This is a genomic window from Amycolatopsis sp. NPDC114504, assembly GCF_055633595.1.
In genome coordinates this window covers 1,709,615-1,725,812 of record NZ_JBVKDU010000001.1, presented here as the reverse complement: position 1 = coordinate 1,725,812, position 16,198 = coordinate 1,709,615, and the positions used below count along the sequence as shown (strand labels likewise).

Below are 16,198 nucleotides of genomic sequence, written 5' to 3'. Positions count from 1 at the left end.
GCCGGAGCAGGGGGCCTCCAAAAAAACCGGCTCAAGCCGTGGGCGGCTGGTACACCTTTGTCAGCTTCCCAGCGGCGGCACGGTCCAGCAGCCACAGCGTCCGCCGGTGCCCGCGGGCTCCGGCCACCGGCAGCTGGACCTCGCCGGCGCCGGACAACGCCAGCGCCACCGCGTCCGCCTTCGCCTCGCCGGCGGTCATCAGCCAGATGTCGCGAGCCTGGCGGATCGCCGGCAGCGTCAGCGAAATCCGCGTCGGCGGGGGCTTGGGGCAGTTGCGCACCGCCACCACCGAACGCTCGGTCTCGTACACCGCCGGCGACTCCGGGAACACCGACGCGGTGTGCCCTTCGCCGCCGAGACCCAGCAGCATGATGTCGAACGACGGCACGTCGCCGTGGTCCTCCGGCCCCGCGTTCGACGCCAGCACGTCCGCGTACGCCGCGGCCGCCGCGTCCACGTCGTCGCCGAACTCGCCGTCCGACGGCGCCATCGCGTAGATCCGCTTCGGGTCCAGCGGCACGTGGTCCAGCAGCGCCTCGCGGGCCTGCTTCTCGTTCCGCTCGTCCGAGTCCGCCGGGACGAACCGCTCGTCGCCCCAGTAGATGTCCAAGCGGGACCAGTCGATCGCGTCCCGGGCCGACGACGCCCGCAGCTCCGACAGCACCGCGATCCCGGTGCCGCCGCCGGTGAGCACCAGCGACGCCGAGCCCTTGGCCGCCTGGACGTCCACCAGCCGCGTGACCAGCCGGGCGGCCGCCGCGGCCGCCAGCAGGTCCTGGTTCGCGTAGACGACGACCTCGGTCTTGCTCATTTCTTGGCCTTCGCCGAAGCCGTCGCCTTCGAAGGTGCCGAAGCGGCCGCCGCGGCCGGAGACGTGACGTCGGCCTTCGCCGGCGCGCCCGTCTTGCCGTTGGTGCCGGACGTGATCTTGCCCAGGCCGTGCAGCGCCGCCTCGTAGACCTCGTCCGGGTCGAGCCGCCGCAGCTCCTCGATCAGGCAGTCCTGGGTGCTGCGCCGCTGCAGGGCGATCCGCCGGGTCGGCTGGCCCGGCTGGGTCAGCGTGCCGACGCGGCCGTCCGGCCGGTGCAGCTCCACCGCGCCCGAACGCCGGTCCAGCGTCACCGAGATGATCCCGGCCGCACCCGAGCTCTTGACCCGCTTGACCGGCACCTTCAGGTACTCGGCCAGCCACGCGGCCAGCAGCTCGGTCGACGGCGAGTCGGCCTCGCCGGTCACCGTCGCGCCGCTGATCTTCTCGTACGGCGGCAGGTCCAGCGCGGAGACGAGCTGGGCTCGCCAGTGCGTCAGCCGCGTCCAGGCCAGATCGGTGTCGCCGGCCGTGTAGGCCTTGGCCCGCGTGGTCAGCGCCTTGACCGGGCTCTTCTCCGCGGCCGAGTCGGTGATCCGGCGCTGGGCCAGCTCACCGAGCGGGTCCTTGTCCGGGTCCTTCGGGCCGGCGCTGGGCCACCAGGTGACGATCGGCGCGTCCGGCAGCAGCAACGGCACGACCGCGCTCTGGCCCTGCGCGGCCAGCGGGCCGTACAGGCGCAGCACGATGACCTCGCTCGCGCCGGCGTCGCCGCCGACCCGGATCTGGCCGTCGATGCGCGGAGCCGCCGTGCGGGCGCCCTTGGCGACCACGATCACCCGCGACGGGTGCTCACGGCTCGCGCCGTTGGCCGCCTCGATCGCCTCCTCGAGCTTGGAGTCGTCGTCGGCGACGATCACCAGCGTCAGGACCCGGCCGAGCGCGACTTGGCCGCCCTGTTCGCGGATCTCCACCAGCTTCTTGTTCAACGCCGAAGTCGTGGTGGACGGCAGGTCGATGATCACGGGCGCCTCCATTTGCGGCCGGTGCGCTCCAGCATTTCGTCGGCGGACGGCGGGCCCCAGGTGCCCGGCGGGTACTGCTCCGGCGACCCTTCCTTGGCCCAGTTCTCCAGGATCGGGTCGAGGATCTTCCAGGAGAGCTCGACCTCTTCGTTCACCGGGAACAGCGACGGCTCGCCGAGCAGGACGTCGAGGATCAGGCGTTCGTAGGCCTCGGGGGAGGACTCGGTGAACGCGTGCCCGTAGCCGAAGTCCATCGTGACGTCGCGGACCTCCATCGTGGTCCCCGGCACCTTCGAGCCGAACCGCAGCGTGATGCCCTCGTCCGGCTGCACGCGGATGACCAGGGCGTTCTGCCCCAGCTCCTCGGTCGACGTCGAGTCGAACGGCAGGTGCGGCGCCCGCTTGAACACGACGGCGATCTCGGTGACGCGGCGGCCGAGCCGCTTGCCGGTGCGCAGGTAGAACGGCACCCCGGCCCATCGGCGGCTCTGCACCTCGAGCGTCACGGCCGCGTAGGTTTCGGTCTTCGAGTCCTTCGCGAAGCCCTCTTCCTGCAGCAGGCCGGGCACCTTCGTGCCGCCCTGCCAGCCGCCCGCGTACTGGCCGCGCGCGGTCGTCTTGTCCAGCGGCTCCAGGGGTTTGGTGCCCGAGAGCACTTTGATCTTCTCCGCGCGCAGGGCCCGCGGGTCGAACGACAGCGGCTCCTCCATCGCGGTGAAGGCAAGCAGCTGCAGCAGGTGGTTCTGGATGACGTCGCGGGCCGCGCCGATGCCGTCGTAGTAGCCCGCGCGACCGCCGAGGCCGATGTCCTCGGCCATGGTGATCTGCACGTGGTCGACGTAGTTGGCGTTCCAGATCGGCTCGAACAGCTGGTTCGCGAAGCGCAGCGCCAGGATGTTCTGGACCGTCTCCTTGCCGAGGTAGTGGTCGATGCGGAACACCGACTCCTCGGGGAAGACGTCGTTGACGATCGCGTTCAGCTCTTCGGCGCTCTTGAGGTCGTGGCCGAACGGCTTCTCGATGACCACGCGGCGCCAGGTGTTCTCGTCCGCGTTGGCCAGCCCGGAACGGGCCAGCTGCTTGGTCACCACCGGGAACGCGCCGGGCGGGATCGACAGGTAGAACGCGGTGTTGCCGCCGGTGCCGCGTTCCTTGTCGAGGTCCTTGACCGTCTGCGCGAGCCGGTCGAAGGCGTCGTCGTCGTCGAAGGTGCCCTGCACGAACCGGATGCCTTCGGCGAGCCGGTTCCACACCGACTCCTTGAACGGCGTCCGTGCGTGCGCCTTGACCGAGTCGTGCACGAGCTCGCCGAAGTCCTGGTGCTCCCAGTCGCGCCGGGCGAACCCGACGAGCGAGAAGCCGGCGGGCAGCAGCCCGCGGTTGGCCAGGTCGTAGATGGCGGGCATCAGCTTCTTGCGGGCCAGGTCGCCGGTGACCCCGAAGATCACCAGGCTGGACGGCCCGGCGATGCGCGGGAGCCGCTTGTCCCGCGGATCGCGAAGGGGATTGGTCCAGGTCATGCGCCGACCTCCTGTACCGCGCGGACGACGGCCGCGAGGCCCGCGGCCCGGTCGGTCAGGTGCAGGCGCAGCACCGGGCGGCCGTGCTCGGCGAGCACCTGCCCGTCGCCCAGTGCCTGCGCGTGCTGCAGCTGGCCGAGAGTGTAGGGCCGGTCCGGCACGTCGAGGTCCTGCTCGACGGCGCCGGTGAGCTGCAGGAACACGCCGTTCTGGTGCCCGCCCTTGTGGTACTGGCCGGTGGAGTGCAGGAACCGCGGGCCCCAGCCGAACGTCGTCTGCAGGCCGGTGCGCTTGGCGATCTCGCCGCGCAGCAGCGCCGTCGACGCGTCTTCGAGGCGGTCGAGGTAAGCCTGAACCGCGATGTAGCCCGCGTCCGGCGCCGAAGCGAAGAACGCGCGGAGCACGTCGGTCAGGCTGCCGTCGGTGGACACCCCGTCGCTGCCGAAGATCTCGACCGGTCCGTCCACATTGGACGCCGTCTCGCCGCCCTTCAGCTTCTCCGGGTCGTCCAGCAGCGCACGCGCCGCCTTCTTCGCGGCTTCGACGTCGGGCTGGTCGAACGGGTTGATCCCGAGCAGCCGGCCGGCGAGCGCCGTCGCGAACTCCCAGAGCAGCATCTGCGCGCCGAGCGAGCCGGTGACGGCGATCTTCGCCGCCCCCTTCGGGCTGCCGATGGCGACCGGGGTGGCGTCGGACTTCGCGTCGGCGAAGCCGGGCGCCTCGGTGCCTTCGACGGCGACCGGCAGCAACCCGGTGCCCTGCTTGCCGGTGGACTCCGCGATCAGCTGCTCGGCCCAGTCGGGGAAGCCCTTGATGCCGGAGCCGGAGTCGGCCAGCACGAGCTTCTCCGCGCCCGCTTCGTGCGCGGCGGCCCACGCGGCGGCCAGCTTGACCGCCGGGTTGGCCGCGTCGTCGGCGCCGAGCTCTTCGGCCACCGAAGCGGCCTGGTCGAGCAGCCGGGCGACGTCCGCGCCGGCGAGGCCGGCCGGGACGAGCCCGAACGCGGTCAGCGCCGAGTAGCGGCCGCCGACGTGCGGGTCGGCGAGGAAGGTCTTGCGGTAACCCTCCTTTTCGGACAGTTCCTGGAACGGCGAGCCCGGGTCGGTGACGACCACGATCCGCCGGGCCGCGTCGATCCCCGCGTCGGTGAACGCCTTCGCGAAGATCCGCCGGTGGCTGTCGGTCTCGACGGTGCCGCCCGACTTCGACGACACCACGATCACCGTGCGCTCGAGGTCACCGGCCAGCGCGTCGGCGACCTGGCCGGGATCGGTGGTGTCGAGCACGGTCAGCGCGACGCCGTCGGTGGCGGTGATCACCTCCGGCGCCAGCGACGAGCCGCCCATGCCGGCCAGCACCACGCGGTCGACGCCCTCGGACCGCAGTTCGGTCCGCAGCGCCTCGATCTCGCCGATCAGCGGCCGGGACGACTTGTGCAGCGTCGTCCACGACAGCCGGATCGACGCCTCGGATTCGGCGTCCGGCCCCCACAGCGTGGCGTCCTTGGCCGCCAGCTTCGACGCGGCCTGGTCGGCGACCAGCCGCTCGGCCAGCGGCGCGGCGCGCTCCGCCAGTTCGGCGTCCACGATCTCGACGCCGGTCTTTTCGCCTGTCGTCATTCGTGCTTCAGCCCTTCGCCTTTTCGAGCTGGCCGTTCACGGTCTCGAGCAGTTCCGTCCAGGACTTCTCGAACTTCTCGACGCCCTCGTTCTCCAGGACGACGAACACGTCCGGGATGTCGATGCCCACGGCGGAGAGCTTGTCGAAGACCTCCTGCGCCTCGGCGCCGCGACCGGAGACCTGGTCACCGGTGATCTCGGCGTGCTCGGCGACCGCGTCCATGGTCTTCTCCGGCATCGTGTTGACGGTGTCCTTCACCACGAGCTGGTCGACGTAGAGCGTGGGGGAGTAGTCCGGGTTCTTGACGCCGGTGGAGGCCCAGAGGGGGCGCTGCGCGTTCGCACCGTCGGCCGCGAGGGCCTTCCAGCGGTCCGTGGCCGACAGCTCCTCGAAGGCCGCGTAGGCGAGCCGGGCGTTGGCGACGGCCGCCTTGCCGCGCAGGGCCAGCGCCTCGTCCGAGCCGATGGCCTCCAGGCGCTTGTCGATCTCGGTGTCCACACGGGACACGAAGAACGACGCCACCGAGTGGATGCCGCGCAGGTCGTGGCCGTTGGCCTTCGCCTGCTCCAGACCGGCGAAGTAGGCCTCGATGACCTTCTTGTAGCGCTCGACGGAGAAGATCAGCGTGACGTTGACGCTGATGCCCTCGGCGAGCGTGCGGGTGATCGCCGGCAGGCCCTCTTCGGTGGCCGGGATCTTGATCAGCGTGTTCGGCCGGTCGACGGTCTTCCACAGGTCCTGGGCCTCGGCCACCGTCTTGTCGGTGTCCTTGGCCAGGCGCGGGTCGACCTCGATCGACACGCGGCCGTCGACGCCGTTCGTGGCGGTGTAGACGTCGCGGAACAGGTCCGCGGCGTTGCGCACGTCGGTCGTGGTCAGGTCGCGGATGGTCGCCTCGACGTCGGCGCCCTGGGCGGCGAGCTCCTTCGTCCGCTCGTCGTAGGCGTCACCCTTGGACATCGCGTTGGCGAAGATCGTCGGGTTGGTCGTCACGCCGACGACGTGCTTGTCGCGGATCAGGCTCGCGAGGTTGCCGGTGGTCAGGCGTTCGCGCGAGAGGTCGTCCAGCCAGATCGAAACACCGGCCGCGGACAGCTGCGCGAGCTTGTCGTTGCTCATCTATGTCCCTCTCAGTTCTTGGTGTTGGCGATCGAGCGGCGGGCCGCGTCGACGACTGCCTCCGTGGTGAAACCGAACTCACGGAACAGTGTGGCGGCATCGGCGGAGGCGCCGAAGTGCTCGATCGAAACGTTCACCCCGGCGTCACCGGTGAAGCGGTGCCACGACTGGGCGATGCCCGCCTCGACGGACACGCGCGCCTTCACACCGGCCGGGATGACGGATTCGCGGTAGGCCGCGTCCTGCGCGTCGAACCACTCGACGCACGGCATCGAGACGACGCGCGCCTTGACGCCGTCGGCCTCGAGGACCTTCTTCGCCTCGACGGCGAGCTGGACCTCGGAGCCGGTGCCGATCAGCACGACGTCCGGGGTGCCGTCCGAATCAGCGAGCACGTACCCGCCCTTGGCGACACCCTCGGCGCTGGTGCCCTCGAGCACCGGCACGTTCTGGCGGGTGAGCGCCAGGCCGGACGGGTGGTGGATGTCCTCCAGCACGGCCTTCCACGCGTACGCGGTCTCGTTGGCGTCCGCCGGGCGGACGACGTTGAGGCCCGGGATCGCGCGCAGCGCGGAGAGCTGCTCGATCGGCTGGTGCGTCGGCCCGTCCTCGCCGAGGCCGATCGAGTCGTGCGTCCACACGTAGGTGACCGGCGCCTTCATCAGCGCGGCCAGCCGGACCGGCGGGCGCATGTAGTCGGAGAAGATCAGGAACGTCGCGCCGTACGGGCGGGTGCCGCCGTGCAGCGCGATCCCGTTGAGGATCGAGCCCATGGCGTGCTCGCGGATGCCGAAGTGCAGCGTCCGGCCGTACGGGCTGGTCTTCCACATGTCCGTGGAAGCCTTCTCCGGGCCGAACGAGTCGGCGCCCTTCATCGTGGTGTTGTTGCTCTCCGCGAGGTCCGCGGACCCGCCCCACAGCTCCGGCAGGGGCTCGGCGAGCGCGTTGAGCACCTCACCGGAGGCCTTGCGGGTGGCGACGCCCTTGGCGTCCGGCTCCCACTTCGGGAGGTTGTCGGCGAAGCCCTCGGGCAGCGTGCGGGTGGACATCCGGTCCGCGAGCTTCTTGCGCTCCGGGTTGGCCTTGCCCCACGCCTCGAACTTCTCGGCCCACTCGGCGTGCGCGGCCTTGCCGCGGTCGAGCGCCTGGCGGGTGTGCTTGATCACGTCGTCCTCGACCTGGAACGACTGCTCCGGGTCGAAGCCGAGGATCTTCTTGACCGCGGCGACCTCTTCGGCGCCCAGCGCGGCGCCGTGCGCCTTGCCGGTGCCCATCTTCTTCGGGGCCGGGTAGCCGATCACGGTCTTCACCGCGATGAACGACGGGCGGCCGGTCTCGGCCTTCGCGTTCTTGATGGCCTCCTCGATCGCGACGACGTCCTCGCCACCCTCGACGACCTGGGTGTGCCACCCGTAGGCCTCGTAGCGCGCGACCGTGTCCTCCGAAAGGGCGATGTTCGTGTCGTCCTCGATGGAGATCTTGTTGTCGTCCCAGAAGACGATCAGGTTCCCCAGCTCCTGGCGGCCGGCGATCGACGACGCCTCGGCCGTGACGCCCTCTTCGATGTCGCCGTCGGACGCGATCGCGTAGATGTAGTGGTCGAAGATGCTCTCGCCGGGCGCGGTGTCCGGGTCCAGCAGGCCGCGCTCGCGGCGGGCGGCCATCGCCATGCCCACGGCGTTCGCCAGGCCCTGCCCGAGCGGGCCGGTGGTGGTCTCGACGCCGTCGGTGTGGCGGTACTCCGGGTGCCCCGGGGTCTTCGAGCCCCACTTGCGCAGCTGCTTGAGGTCCTCGAGCTCGAGGCCGTAGCCGGCGAGGTACAGCTGGATGTAGAGCGTCAGGCTCGAGTGCCCGGCCGACAGCACGAAGCGGTCGCGGCCCGGCCAGTTCTGGTCGTTCGGGTCGTGCCGCAGCGTGCGCTGGAACAGCGTGTAGGCGAGCGGGGCCAGGCTCATCGCGGTACCGGGGTGGCCGCTGCCACAGTTCTCGACCGCGTCCGCGGCGAGCACCCGGACGGTGTCCACGGCGCGGGTGTCGGTGTCGGTCCAGTCGGCGGGGACGTTACGCCGGAGGAGTGGGTTGTTCTCGCTGGTAGGGGCGGTTTCGGACACTGAACTCCAACTCCCGGTCATGATGGTTGCGGCTGGTCTTCCTCGTTCCGGTTACCCGTGCGCACGGACATCTATCTCAATCGATCCCGAAGGGACGATATTCCTGCTCGCGGCCGTGCGCAGGGGCAATCGCGGCCCGACCCGGCCAGCCTAGTGCTTGGACCCGTTCCAGACCCGCGATCACCCACGGGATTCACCACGTCTAACATCGTTCGAGGGTTCAGACCGGCGGTTTTCAGCGGCACCACACGCCTCCGGTCCTCGGGCCCGCCCCGAACCTGACACAGGGAGTGAAATGTCGTTGGTGAACGCTGCGCACGGACGCAGTGACGACACCAGCGCCGTGCACCCGACCGGTGAGCGACCGCACGGTGACCGGCGAAGCGTGCGCCAGGTCGTCGGCGCCTACGCCGCACTCGCGAAGCCGCGGGTGATCGAGCTCCTCCTGGTGACCACCATCCCGGCGATGTTCCTCGCCGGCCGTCAGATCCCCTCGCCGTGGCTGGTACTGGCCACGCTGGTCGGCGGGACGATGGCCGCGGGCAGCGCGAACGCGCTCAACTGCGTGATCGACGCGGACATCGACAAGGTGATGAACCGCACGAAGCGCCGTCCGCTGGTGAAGGACTCGGTGCCGCGGCGCGGCGCGCTGATCTTCGGCTTGGTCATGGGCGTCGCCTCGGCCGTGGTGCTCTACTTCACGGTCAACATGCTGTCGGCGATCCTCGCCGTCGCGACGATCCTCTTCTACATCTTCGTCTACACGCTGGGGCTGAAGCGGCGCACGTCGCAGAACGTGGTCTGGGGCGGCGCGGCGGGCTGCATGCCGGTCGTCATCGGCTGGGCGGCCGTCACCGGCACCGTGCAGTGGCCGGCGTTCGTGATGTTCGGCGTCATCTTCTTCTGGACACCGCCGCACACGTGGGCGCTGGGCATGAAGTACCGCGACGACTACGAGCGCGCGGGCGTCCCGATGCTCCCGGTCGTGGCGACGGCCGAGCACGTCGCCAAGCAGATCGTCATCTACTCGTGGGTGATGGTGGCCTGGACGCTGCTGCTGCTCCCGGTGACGTCGTGGCTGTACGGCTCGTTCGCGATCCTCGCGGGCGGCTGGTTCCTCTTCTACGCGCACAGCCTGCAGGCAGCGGTGCGGCGTGGTGAAGAGACGAAGCCGATGTCGCTGTTCCACCGGTCGAACACGTACCTGATGATCGTGTTCGTGGCGCTGGCGGTCGACTCGGCCATCGGCCTGCCCACCCTCGGCCTGCCGTTCTGAGCCCGGCGGAGTTCTTCGCCGACGTCATCGAGTCGGGCACCGTCCTCGGGGCCGACCACACGTGGTCACCCGAGCGGGTGGCTTCGCTGCTGGGCGACGACTACGGCGACAACCCTTCGAAGCACACGCTGGGGCGCGACCACGGCCTGGCCGAGTTCTTCTGGCAGCGGCCCGGTCCTGGGCACCCGTGGGTGGGGACCCACTTCTCGGTCCAGGCCCACCGGCTCCGGTACCGCGACCCCGAGATGATCAACCGCCTGGTCCGCGATCGCTACGGCCCGTTCGCCGGCCCGGTGCCGTTCGCCGAAGTCAGCGCGCTGCTCGCCGAGCGCGGCGTGCGGCTGGACGAGGTGCCGTACCCGTCGGACCCGGACGAGCTGCGCACGTACCGGCAGCCGGACGCGGAGATCCTGGTCTCCGTGGTCGCGGGCTCGTACTACGGGCAGGCCGGCGACCTCTACAGCGTCTCGAGCTCGAGCAAGCCGTGATGCCGCGCCTCGGCAAGGACCGGGTCGTGGCCGTGCTGGCGGCGGTCGTGGTCCTCGGCCTCCTGGCGTTCCTCGGCCGCGGGAAGGTGTCGCTCGACACGAACTCGCTGCTGGGCACCGCCTGCGCGATTCCGTCGCGGATCACAGCGGTTCCCGGCCCGGCCCCGGACGGCGGTGTAGTGCGGGTCGCCGAACAGGGACCGGACGCGGCTGTGCTGGAGAACACGAGCACCCTGGCCGCTTACCGGATCCCGGTGACGTCGGGCTCCCGGACGGGGGAAGTGCCGCTGCTGCTGCCGGGGGAGCGGATCGGCATCGCCCTGGACCGGCCCGAGCCGGGCCCGGCGACGTGGCTGCCCCCGGAGTCCCTCGGCGGCTTCACCCCGGTGACGGCGACGGTGGTCCCGGGCGGAGTCCGCTACCACTCGGCGAACTGCCGGGCGTTGACCAGCCAAGGCGCGGCGGTCCTCCACCGCGACCCGGCCGGCCGGCTCACCGGAGCGGAGTCACTGCCGGCGGCGAGCGTGTCGTGCGCGGTGGGGGAGAAGGTGCTGCCGGTCGTCGTCGCCGGCAGCGAGGTCTACCCGTACTGCGCCCTGTCGACCTTCTGAAACTCTCGGTGCACCCGCGAACACTGTGAGAGACTTCCACGGTCGGGCTGACTCGGGGAGGGTGCCATGCCTGATCACGGAGTCGACCTCGCGGTCGATCTCTACCGGATGCTCGTGGTCGCCAAGGACGATTTGCCCGCGGTTTCCGCGGTGTACGGGGACGTCGTCGCGAAGTACGGCCAGGCCCGGTCCGGGCTGGACGGCGCGATGACGCGACCCGACCATTTCGGCGGAGGTGCGCTGGGGCCGGTGCACGCGGCCTGGACCGAACTGCACACCGCGGCGACGAAGTTCATGACGGACACCCAGGCCCACCTGAACGACACCGCCGCCGCGCTGGCCAAGGCCGTCGAGATGTACGCGGCGAACGATCGCACCGCCGCCGACCAGCTGCACAAGCTGATCGCGGAACGCGGCGAACCCACACCGGGGCGGTGACGCATGAGCTTCGACGAGCTGATGGCCCACGCGAGCGAAATCAAGTTCCTGGCGACCAAACGAGCCTTGGACGAGCACGAGGCCGAGCCGGAGTACGCCCGGCAAGGTGTCGACGGCTATTACCAGCAAGTGGTCGAACCCCTGTTCAAACCGTTCTCCCGCCTTCCCGATCCGGCCGGTTACCAGCCGATGATCGACGACCTGTCCGCCGCGATGCACGACCTGTCCGGCGGGCACATCGACCAGGACCCGATCGACAAGAACCCCTACCTGGCCAACCCCACGCTGGAGAAGATCCACACGGCGAGCGACTACCTCCAGGACTGGTCGGGGCAGGCCGCGATGCAGTTCAAGCAGAAGTTCCTCGACCCGTTCCCGGCGATTTCGGCCAACCAGTTCATCCTCACGGCGATCCTCAAAGCGGCGCTGGAGGCTCATCAGGCGGTGTGGTCGAAGACCCGGGACGACATCGACAAGATCGCGCACGCCACGATGGACGCGTTCGACAACAAGTGCTGTGACAAGAACACGTGGAACGTGACCTTCACCGTGTTGTCTTCGATCGGGGCCACGGCCGCCGCCGTCCTGACCGTCGCGACCGAGGGTGCGGCGGCCCCGCTCGCGTTGCAGGTGATCGGCGCGGCCGCACAGGTCGGGGCGGTGCTGCCGCCCGACAACGTCCCGGACCCACCCAAGGGCGGCGGAGAGACGGCGCTGCAGATCATCAACTCGATGAAGACCGCGATCGATCAGCTGACGCAGGTGGTCGCGGGCCAAGAGGCGCAGATCGCGAAACACATCGCGGCTGTCACGACACTGTTCGGCGGCAATCCGTCGTATTTCGTCTCCGCCCGTCCGGCCCTCGCCTCCGTTCCGGAGAGCGAGATCACCGGCAGCACCGGTGTCGGCGAATCGAACTGAGGACCGTGACCATGGGAAGACTCGCCGACCGGCTCGACGGCATCCGGGTGCGTGTCCAAGCGCCCGGTACCGACATCCAGGCCGAACTGCGCAACCGGACGGACGTCACGATCACCTTCGGCGAAAGCGTCTACGACTTCGCCGACGAACGGGGACTGGAGCGCTCCCTGGCGGCTCTGGCGCGCCTGGTCTACGCGGGCTGGCTGCGGCAGTACCGGGCGGCGATCGAGGAATCCGCGCTCGACATCACCCCACGCGACGGCCGGGACCACGAGTTCCTCGACGAACGGTCGAAGATCGAGGCCGGTGGGAGGTCGAGCGACGGCCGGATCTCCTTCACCTGCGTGGGTATGCAAGAGGTGTCGGTGGAGATCGTGCCCGGCACGGTTCGGGAGCTGGCCGAAGAACAGTTCGCGGCGCGCGCCGAGGAGGCCGTCACCGTCCTGATCCAGGAGTACCTGGCAAAGGTCAGTGCTCTCAGGAAGCGGTTCTACGGATGAGCAAGCGCGGTGCGTTGGCGGTGCTCGGCGCCGTCGTTCTCCTCGGCGCCATCGTCTTCGTGGCGGGCGGAAAGCTGCCCTGGACCGGCGGGTCCGCCTCGGACGACAGCTGTGACATCCCCGACCGTGTCCCCGCGGGCGCGCCGGCGTCCGCGCCGGGCGGAGTCAAGGTCGTCGACCAGGGATTCAGCCAGAGCCCAGCCGGGATGGTCAGCCTGGGCGCCGTCCTGGAGAACACCAGTACCGAGGTCGCCCACCGGATTCCCGTGCGGTTCCGGCTGTTCGACGCCGCGCGCCACGAGTTGCCCGAGGGCAAGGCCGGCGAGCTGAGCATCGAGATCCCCCTCCTCCTGCCGGGTCAGCGGATCGGCGCGGGGACCGGCGCCTACCGGTCGAACACGAGGGTGGCCGCCGCCGAAGCGGGCGTGGGACCCAGCGCCTGGGTGCCGCGCGCCGCGGTGGGCGGTCTTGCCCCGGTCGGCGCGACCTACCTCCGCACCTTGCGGTTCTATCCGGACAACCCGGTCAGCGTCGACATCCACTATCGGGAGAAGTCCGGGAACTGCCGGAACCTGACGAGCCGCGACACCACCGTGATCTTCCGCGATCGCACCGGCCGGATCGTCGGGGGCGACAACGGTCCCGCCGACCTGCCGATCGTGTTCCGGGACGTGCACGGCAACGACCTCGGTGGCGAGCGGCAGTTTCCGGCAAGCCCGCCGTGTTCCACGGGGGAACGGGAGAGCTGGGTCGTTCCGTACGTCGGTGCGCCCGCCACCGCCGACGACTCGCGCACCGAGGTCTACCCCTACTGCGATCTCTCGAGCGGGTGAGTCCCGGGCCGGAATGATCGCGCCGCCGGGGTCGTTAGACTTGACCGGCTCTTTTCCTTGAGGCGAAAGCAGGATCCTCTTGTCCGTGTCCTCGGACGGCTTCACCGCCGAGCTCGCCCGCGAGCAGGCCTACGTCACCACCCTCTACGCGAAGCTCGACGCCGAACGCGTCGAGGCCCAGCGGCGCCTCGACGAGACCCTCCGCCAGACCGGCGGCACCCCGCAGGCCCGCACCGAACGCGACGTCGCCACCACCCTCTACACCGAGCGGCTCGCCCAGCTCGGCTCCGTCGAGCAGGGGCTGGCCTTCGGGCGGCTCGACTTCGTCCCCGGCAACGCCGAGGAGACCACCTACATCGGCCGGCTCGGGCTGTTCGACGAAGACGACGACTACCGGCCGCTGCTCGTCGACTGGCGGGCGCCCGTCGCCCGGCCCTTCTACCTCGCCACCGCCGCGTCGCCCGACGGGGTGCGGCGGCGCCGGCACCTGCGGTCGCTGACCCGCAAGGTCACCGGCTTCGACGACGAGATCCTCGACCTCACCGCCGCCGACCAGGGACAGGACCTCGGGCTGGCCGGCGAGGCCGCGCTGCTGGCCGCCCTCGAACAGCGGCGCACCGGTGAGATGAGCGACATCGTCGCCACCATCCAGGCCGAGCAGGACCGCATCATCCGTGCCCCGCTGGGCGGCGTCATGGTCGTCCAGGGCGGCCCCGGCACCGGCAAGACCGCCGTCGCGCTGCACCGCGCGGCCTACCTGCTCTACACGCACCGCCAGCAGCTCACCACGCGCGGCGTGCTCGTCGTCGGGCCGAACAGCACGTTCCTGCGCTACATCGGCCAGGTGCTGCCGTCGCTCGGCGAGACCGGCGTGCTGCTCGCCACCGTCGGGCAGCTCTACCCGGGCCTGGACGCCGACGGCGTCGAGGCGCGCGAGACGACCGAGGTCAAGGGCCGGCTGGTCATGGCCGAGGTGCTCGCCAACGCCGTGCGCGACCGCCAGCGCGTGCCCGAACCGGTCATGGAGATCGAGTACGAGCACGACGTGCTGCGGCTGGACCGCAAGACCTGCACCGACGCCCGCACCCGCGCCCGCCGCTCGCGGCGTCCGCACAACCCGGCGCGGCGCCTGTTCGTCTCCGACGTCCTCGACGCACTGACCCGCCAGGCCGCCCGGAAGCTGGGGGACGACCTCCTCGACGGGCAGGACCTCCAGGACATCCGCGCCGAGCTGGCCGCGGACGAAAACATCGCCGCGGCGCTGAACTCCCTCTGGCCGGTTTTGACGCCCGAAAGCGTGCTCGACGACCTGTTCGCCGACCGCGAACGCCTCGCCGGCGCCGTCCGGAAGCTGCTTTCACCCGAAGACCGCGCCCTCTTGGAGAGCGGCCGCGACACGAAGTGGACGCCGGCCGACGTGCCGCTGCTCGACGAGCTGGCCGAGCTGATCGGCGTCGACGACACCGAGGCCCGCGTCGAGCGCAAACGCCGTGAGCGCGAGGACCGCGCGTACGCCGAGGGCGTGCTCGACATCCTCGAGCAGGACGAGGAGATCATCGACGAGGAGATGCTGCGCGTCTCCGACGTCCTCGACGCCGAGCTGTTCGCCGAGCGCCAGGTGGAGCGCAGCGAGCTGACCGCCGCCCAGCGCGCCGCGCAGGACCGGACGTGGACGTTCGGGCACGTGATCGTCGACGAGGCCCAGGAGCTCTCGGCGATGGACTGGCGGCTGCTCATGCGCCGCTCGCCGAACCGCTCGATGACGCTGGTCGGCGACGTCGCGCAGACCGGCGCGGCCGGCGGCGCGCGGTCGTGGGGCGAGGCGCTGTCGCCGTACGTCGCGGACCGGTGGCGGCTCGAGCAGCTGACCGTGAACTACCGCACGCCCGCGGAGATCATGGCGGTCGCGGCCCGCGTGCTCGCCGAGGTCGACCCGGCGCTGTCGGCGCCGTCTTCGGTGCGGGAGACCGGGGTGGCGCCGTGGTCGGCGCGGCCTTCGTCCTTGGCCTCGGAGCTGCCCGGGCTGGTCGAGCGTGAACTGTCCGAAGTGGACGGTGGCACGGTCGCGGTCCTGGTGCCCGCGGCCCGGTTCGACGAGGTGTCGTCGTGGCTTTCGGAGCACGACGAGCGGCTGAGCGTGCTGACGGTCGAGCGGGCGAAGGGCCTGGAGTTCGACTCGGTGGTGCTGGTCGCGCCCGACGAGGTCGTCGCGGGCTCGCCGCGGGGGCTCAACGACCTGTACGTGGCCCTGACGCGCGCTACGCGGCGGCTCGGCGTGGTCGCCACGGGTGACGACGTCCCGGCACTCTCCGTGCTTGGCTAGGGTGCCCGGCATGCAGAAGATCGGGAAGATCGTGGTCGTCGCCGCGGCGGCGCTGTCGCTGGCCGCGTGCGGCCAGGACGCCAAGACCCAGACGGCGGCCCCGGCGGGCCCGTCCGTCCCGTCGTCGGACGCCGCGCAGGCGACCCAGAGCAAGGGCCGCGAGTGCACGGCGGACGACATCAAGACGACGGGGAAGTTCGGCGAGAAGCCGGAGATCACCATCCCGGACGACTGCGACCCGCCGAAGAAGCTGATCACCAAGGACCTGTCCGAGGGCACCGGCACCGGCGCGAAGGCCGGCCAGCAGCTCCAGATGAACTACCACCTGGTGACGTGGTCGGACAAGCAGGTGCTGGACAGCTCGTTCGGCCAGAAGCCGTTCGACCTGACCCTGGGCGCGGGCGAGGTCATCCCGGGCTGGGACAAGGGCCTGGAGGGCATCAAGCAGGGCGGCCGTCGCCTGCTGATCATCCCGCCGGACCTCGCGTACGGCGAGGGCGGCCGCGGCATCAAGCCGAACGAGACGCTGGTCTTCGTCACCGACGCGGTGACGGTGCCGGGCAACCAGGGCTGAGTCTCCTGGACACCCACCGCGGCCGCGTCCG

At 70.6% G+C, this 16,198-nt stretch carries 15 protein-coding genes; 9 read left to right on the top strand and 6 right to left on the bottom strand.

All coding sequences use genetic code 11. The annotated features are described in order from the left end of the window. Positions 1–31: 31 nt before the first annotated feature. Genes pgl through tkt form a run of 6 tightly spaced genes read right to left on the bottom strand, consistent with a single transcriptional unit; the run spans position 32 to position 8,203 of the window. Positions 32–811, bottom strand: a complete 780-nt coding sequence (gene pgl / locus ACZ7PG_RS07995; protein WP_470238352.1) for a 6-phosphogluconolactonase — start codon at positions 809–811, stop codon at positions 32–34. Then, positions 808–1,833: a glucose-6-phosphate dehydrogenase assembly protein OpcA gene (opcA, locus tag ACZ7PG_RS07990; protein WP_470238351.1), complete on the bottom strand. Its 1,026-nt coding sequence runs from the start codon at positions 1,831–1,833 to the stop codon at positions 808–810. The genes pgl and opcA overlap by 4 nt, the downstream gene beginning before the upstream one ends. After that, the gene (zwf, locus tag ACZ7PG_RS07985; RefSeq protein ID WP_470238350.1) at positions 1,830–3,353 is read right to left on the bottom strand and encodes a glucose-6-phosphate dehydrogenase; all 1,524 of its coding nucleotides are present in this window, start codon (positions 3,351–3,353) and stop codon (positions 1,830–1,832) included. The genes opcA and zwf overlap by 4 nt, the downstream gene beginning before the upstream one ends. After that, positions 3,350–4,972, bottom strand: a complete 1,623-nt coding sequence (locus ACZ7PG_RS07980) for a glucose-6-phosphate isomerase (protein ID WP_470238349.1) — start codon at positions 4,970–4,972, stop codon at positions 3,350–3,352. Before ACZ7PG_RS07980 ends, zwf begins: the two co-directional genes overlap by 4 nt. Positions 4,973–4,979: 7 nt before the next feature. After that, entirely contained in the window at positions 4,980–6,092 is a 1,113-nt protein-coding gene (gene tal / locus ACZ7PG_RS07975) for a transaldolase (protein ID WP_470238348.1), read from the bottom strand. Between the two features lie 11 nt (positions 6,093–6,103). Then, entirely contained in the window at positions 6,104–8,203 is a 2,100-nt protein-coding gene (gene tkt, locus ACZ7PG_RS07970; RefSeq protein ID WP_470238347.1) for a transketolase, read from the bottom strand. Positions 8,204–8,498: 295 nt separating this feature from the next. On the opposite strand from tkt, the gene ACZ7PG_RS07965 reads away from it, so the two are divergent. The 9 genes from ACZ7PG_RS07965 to ACZ7PG_RS07925 all read left to right on the top strand — a co-directional run bounded on the left by ACZ7PG_RS07965 (position 8,499) and on the right by ACZ7PG_RS07925 (position 16,167). Continuing rightward, positions 8,499–9,479, top strand: coding sequence for a heme o synthase (locus ACZ7PG_RS07965; protein ID WP_470238346.1), 981 nt, complete (start codon positions 8,499–8,501; stop codon positions 9,477–9,479). Between the two features lie 77 nt (positions 9,480–9,556). After that, positions 9,557–9,967, top strand: coding sequence for a hypothetical protein (locus ACZ7PG_RS07960; RefSeq protein WP_470238345.1), 411 nt, complete (start codon positions 9,557–9,559; stop codon positions 9,965–9,967). Then, entirely contained in the window at positions 9,967–10,578 is a 612-nt protein-coding gene (locus ACZ7PG_RS07955) for a hypothetical protein (RefSeq protein ID WP_470238344.1), read from the top strand. Before ACZ7PG_RS07960 ends, ACZ7PG_RS07955 begins: the two co-directional genes overlap by 1 nt. Positions 10,579–10,644: 66 nt before the next feature. Continuing rightward, positions 10,645–11,016: a type VII secretion target gene (locus ACZ7PG_RS07950; RefSeq protein WP_470238343.1), complete on the top strand. Its 372-nt coding sequence runs from the start codon at positions 10,645–10,647 to the stop codon at positions 11,014–11,016. A 3-nt stretch (positions 11,017–11,019) separates the two neighbouring features. Further along, the gene (locus ACZ7PG_RS07945) at positions 11,020–11,937 is read left to right on the top strand and encodes a hypothetical protein (RefSeq protein WP_470238342.1); all 918 of its coding nucleotides are present in this window, start codon (positions 11,020–11,022) and stop codon (positions 11,935–11,937) included. A gap of 11 nt (positions 11,938–11,948) precedes the next feature. Further along, a complete protein-coding gene (locus ACZ7PG_RS07940; RefSeq protein WP_470238341.1) occupies positions 11,949–12,437 on the top strand; it encodes a hypothetical protein in 489 nt (162 codons plus the stop codon). Then, a complete protein-coding gene (locus ACZ7PG_RS07935) occupies positions 12,434–13,270 on the top strand; it encodes a hypothetical protein (RefSeq protein ID WP_470238340.1) in 837 nt (278 codons plus the stop codon). The genes ACZ7PG_RS07940 and ACZ7PG_RS07935 overlap by 4 nt, the downstream gene beginning before the upstream one ends. A gap of 79 nt (positions 13,271–13,349) precedes the next feature. Then, positions 13,350–15,593 carry a HelD family protein gene (locus ACZ7PG_RS07930; protein WP_470238339.1) on the top strand — a complete coding sequence of 748 codons (2,244 nt, stop codon included), beginning with the start codon at positions 13,350–13,352 and terminating at the stop codon, positions 15,591–15,593. 10 nt (positions 15,594–15,603) lie between these two features. Beyond that, positions 15,604–16,167 carry an FKBP-type peptidyl-prolyl cis-trans isomerase gene (locus ACZ7PG_RS07925; RefSeq protein ID WP_470238338.1) on the top strand — a complete coding sequence of 188 codons (564 nt, stop codon included), beginning with the start codon at positions 15,604–15,606 and terminating at the stop codon, positions 16,165–16,167. The last annotated feature ends 31 nt before the right edge of the window (positions 16,168–16,198 follow it).